The organism is Streptomyces sp. NPDC026417 (assembly GCF_055567695.1).
The window spans coordinates 310463-314256 of sequence record NZ_JBVHPY010000007.1 but is presented as its reverse complement, the minus strand read 5'-3'; the positions used below and the strand labels follow the sequence as shown (position 1 = coordinate 314256).

The 3794-nt window shown below is 70.2% G+C and carries 3 protein-coding genes; all 3 read left to right on the top strand.

The window, feature by feature from the left end; all coding sequences use genetic code 11:
• The coding region (locus ACZ4NT_RS14420) for a VWA domain-containing protein (RefSeq protein WP_467725432.1) at positions 1-837 on the top strand (837 nt) is incomplete at its 5' end.
• A 172-nt stretch (positions 838-1009) separates the two neighbouring features.
• A complete protein-coding gene (gene metG / locus ACZ4NT_RS14415; RefSeq protein WP_121405086.1) occupies positions 1010-2734 on the top strand; it encodes a methionine--tRNA ligase in 1725 nt (574 codons plus the stop codon).
• 184 nt (positions 2735-2918) lie between these two features.
• Positions 2919-3686, top strand: a complete 768-nt coding sequence (locus ACZ4NT_RS14410) for a calcium-binding protein (protein WP_121405085.1) — start codon at positions 2919-2921, stop codon at positions 3684-3686.
• The last annotated feature ends 108 nt before the right edge of the window (positions 3687-3794 follow it).

The window sequence follows — 3794 nt, the reverse complement described above, 5'->3', positions numbered from 1 at the left end:
AAGACCGAGGCCGAGGCGAAGCCGAAAGCGACGCCGAAGACCGAGGCCGAGGCGAAGCCGAAAGCGACGCCGAAGACCGAGGCCGAGGCGAAGCCGAAAGCGACGCCGAAGACCGAGGCCGAGGCGAAGCCGAAGGCGACGCCGAAGACCGCCCCGGCCCCCACCCAGACCGCGGACCCCACCCCCGCCCTCCCCCTCACCCGCGTGAAGTCGAAGGCCCCGAGCCTGGTCACCGCGTACAAGGAAGCCGGCACGGCCCTCGAGAAGAGGGACCTCACCGGCACCCGTGCCAAGGTCTACCTCGTCCTCGACCGCTCCGGCTCCATGCGCCCGTACTACAAGGACGGCTCCGCCCAGGCCCTGGGCGAGCAGGTCCTCGCCCTCGCCGCCCACCTCGACGAGGACGCCGCGGTCCACGTCGTCTTCTTCTCCACGGAGCTGGACGGCACCGGCGACCTGACCCTCCCCGCGCACGAGGGCAGGATCGACGAGCTGCACGCGGGCCTCGGACACATGGGCCGCACCAGCTACCACGCCGCGATCGAGGAGATCGTGACGCACTACGAGAAGTCGGGCACGAAGGACCCGGCGCTGGTCGTCTTCCAGACGGACGGCGCCCCCGACGCCAAGGGCCCCGCCAACCAGGCCCTCGCGGACGCCGCGAAGCTGCCCCTCTTCTTCTCGTTCGTCGCGTTCGGCGAGCACGAGGCGAAGGGCTTCGACTACCTCCGCAAGCTGAAGGCGGACAACGCCGCCTTCTTCCACGCGGGCCCGGCCCCGCGCGAGCTGACGGACGCCGAGGTCTACGAGGGCGTCCTCGCGAACTGGCGCCCGTAACCCTCGCGGCCCCCTGCGGCCCCGCTCCCCGGCCGCCCGCTTCCCACCCCGTAAAACGGGAAGCGGGCGGCCCGGCCGTGTCGGCTACGATTTCAAGGTTCGTACGACGGCCCGGCGGTGCAGCCGGAATCGACATCCGTCACCGCACGTAGCGACTTGGGAGCAGCCCGCGATGGCTCGACACCTCATCACCAGCGCCCTTCCGTACATCAACGGGATCAAGCACCTGGGCAACATGGTGGGGTCCATGCTCCCGGCGGACGTGTACTCCCGGTACCTCCGCCAGCGCGGCCACGACGTCCTCTACATCTGCGCGACGGACGAGCACGGCACCCCGGCCGAGCTGGCCGCCAAGGAGCAGGGCCTGCCGGTCGACGAGTTCTGCGCCCAGGCGCACGACGCGCAGAAGGCGGTCTACGACGGCTTCGCGCTGGCCTTCGACCACTTCGGCCGCAGCTCCTCCCCGCAGAACGCGGAGCTGACGCAGCACTTCGCCCGCCGCCTGTACGAGAACGGGTTCATCGAGGAGCGCGCGATCCGCCAGGTGTACTCGCCGGCGGACGGCCGCTTCCTGCCGGACCGCTACGTCGAGGGCACCTGCCCGCACTGCGGTTACGACAAGGCCCGCGGCGACCAGTGCGAGAACTGCACGCGCGTCCTGGACCCGACCGACCTGATCAACCCCCGCTCGGCGATCTCCGGTTCGACGGACCTGGAGGTCCGGGAGACCAAGCACCTCTTCCTGCTCCAGTCGAAGCTCCAGCACGAGGTGGAGGCCTGGATCGACGGGGCCTCCGAGGACTGGCCGCAGCTGGCCTCCTCCATCGCCCGCAAGTGGCTGACCGAGGGCCTGCACGACCGCGCGATCACCCGCGACCTGGACTGGGGCGTCCCGGTCCCGGCCGACACGTGGCCGGAGCTGGCCGCCGAGGGCAAGGTCTTCTACGTCTGGTTCGACGCCCCGATCGAGTACATCGGCGCGACGAAGGAGTGGGCGGACGCCGCTCCCGAGGAGAACCGCGACTGGAAGTCCTGGTGGTACGAGCCGGACGGCGCGGCCGACGTCCGCTACACGGAGTTCATGGCCAAGGACAACGTCCCCTTCCACACGGTGATGTTCCCGGCCACCGAGCTGGGCGTGCGCGAGCCGTGGAAGAAGGTCGACTACGTCAAGGCCTTCAACTGGCTGACGTACTACGGCGGGAAGTTCTCCACGTCGCAGAAGCGCGGTGTCTTCACGGACCACGCCCTGGAGATCCTCCCGGCGGACTACTGGCGCTACTTCCTCATCGCCAACGCCCCCGAGTCGGACGACTCGTCCTTCACCTGGGAGCACTTCACGGCCACGGTGAACAAGGACCTGGCCGACACCCTCGGCAACTTCGTCAACCGCGTGCTGTCCTTCTCCCGCAAGCGCTTCGGTGACGAGGTCCCGGCGGGCGCGGCGGCCGGTGAGGCCGAGGCGAAGCTGGGCGAGGAGATCGCGCGGCTGCTCGCCGAGTACGAGGAGCAGATGGAGTCGCTCCAGTTCCGCAAGGCCGCCGCCGCGCTGCGCGCGCTGTGGTCGGCGGGCAACTCCTACCTGGAGGAGAAGGCCCCCTGGCTGGAGATCAAGACCGACCAGGAGGGTGCGGCGCTGACGCTGCGCACGGCGATGAACCTGATCCACCTCTACTCGGTGGTCTCGGAACCCTTCATCCCCGCGTCGGCCTCGGCGATGCGCTCCGCGTTCTCCCTGCCCGACGACACGGCGACCTGGGTGTCCGCGGACGAGGCCAGGGCCCTCACCTCGGTCCCGGCCGGCACCCCCTTCACGGTCCCCCCGGTCCTCTTCGCCAAGCTCACGGACGAGGACCTGGAGACGTACAAGGAGCGCTTCGGCGGCGCCCCGGAGTAGCACCCGCCGGCATCCGGGGAAGGGGGAGGGAACGTCGTCGTCGTACGGCGTTCCCTCCCCCTTCCCCTTCGGCCTGCACGGCCGCGCATCTGTCGGCAGGCACGTGATCCGTACAACCAACCGCCCCCGCCATGGGTCTCCTACGCGCCCGGACCAGGATCCGGCTCATCATTCGTGGAGAAACATGCGCATTCGTACCGCCGTGGGCGCCGCCGCCGGCACTCTGGCACTGCTCTCGTTCGCGTCGCCCGCCGCCCAGGCGGACACGAGCAAGGGCGACACCGTCTTCACCGCGCTGAGCTTCAGCAGGACGACGGTCGACGTGGGGGTCAGCGCGGCGCAGAAGGTGACGGTCACCGCCACCGCCAAGGACGGCTCCGGGATCAAGGACATCTACGGCGCCAAGCTGGTCAGCCCCGACGACCGGATCGTCCACGCCGGCACCGCCGACTGCACCCGGCCCTCGTCGACGACCAGGAAGTGCGTCTTCCAGTTCACCCTGGAGGCCGACCGCACGGACTACTACGACCTCAAGAACAGCTCCGCCGGCACGTGGCACTTCACCGCGGAGGCCGCCGCCAACGACGGCGACTTCTACGACCTCGAGGACAGCGCGCCGGTCAAGGTGAAGCGGTACGCCAAGCTGGCGAACACCCAGGCCTCGCCCGAGCCGGTCACCCGGGGCGGCACGCTCACCGTCACCGGTCAGTTGACCCGGGCCAACTGGGACACCAACGCCTACGCCGGCTACAGCGGCCAGTCGGTGGCGCTGCAGTTCAAGAAGTCCGGTTCCTCGACGTACACGACCGTGAAGTCCGCGACGACGGACAGCAGCGGCAAGCTCCGGACGACGGTCACCGCGAACTCCGCCGGGACCTGGCGCTGGAAGTTCGCCGGCACCGGCACGACGAGCAGCGTGACCGCCTACGGCGACGGTGTCGCCCTGAAGTAGGACCCTGCTGCGGGGGGGGGGGGGGGGGGGGGGGGGGGGGGGGGGGGGGGGGGGGGGGGGGGAGGAGGGGGGGGGGGGAGGGGAACAACGATCATTACCGCCCCCCGC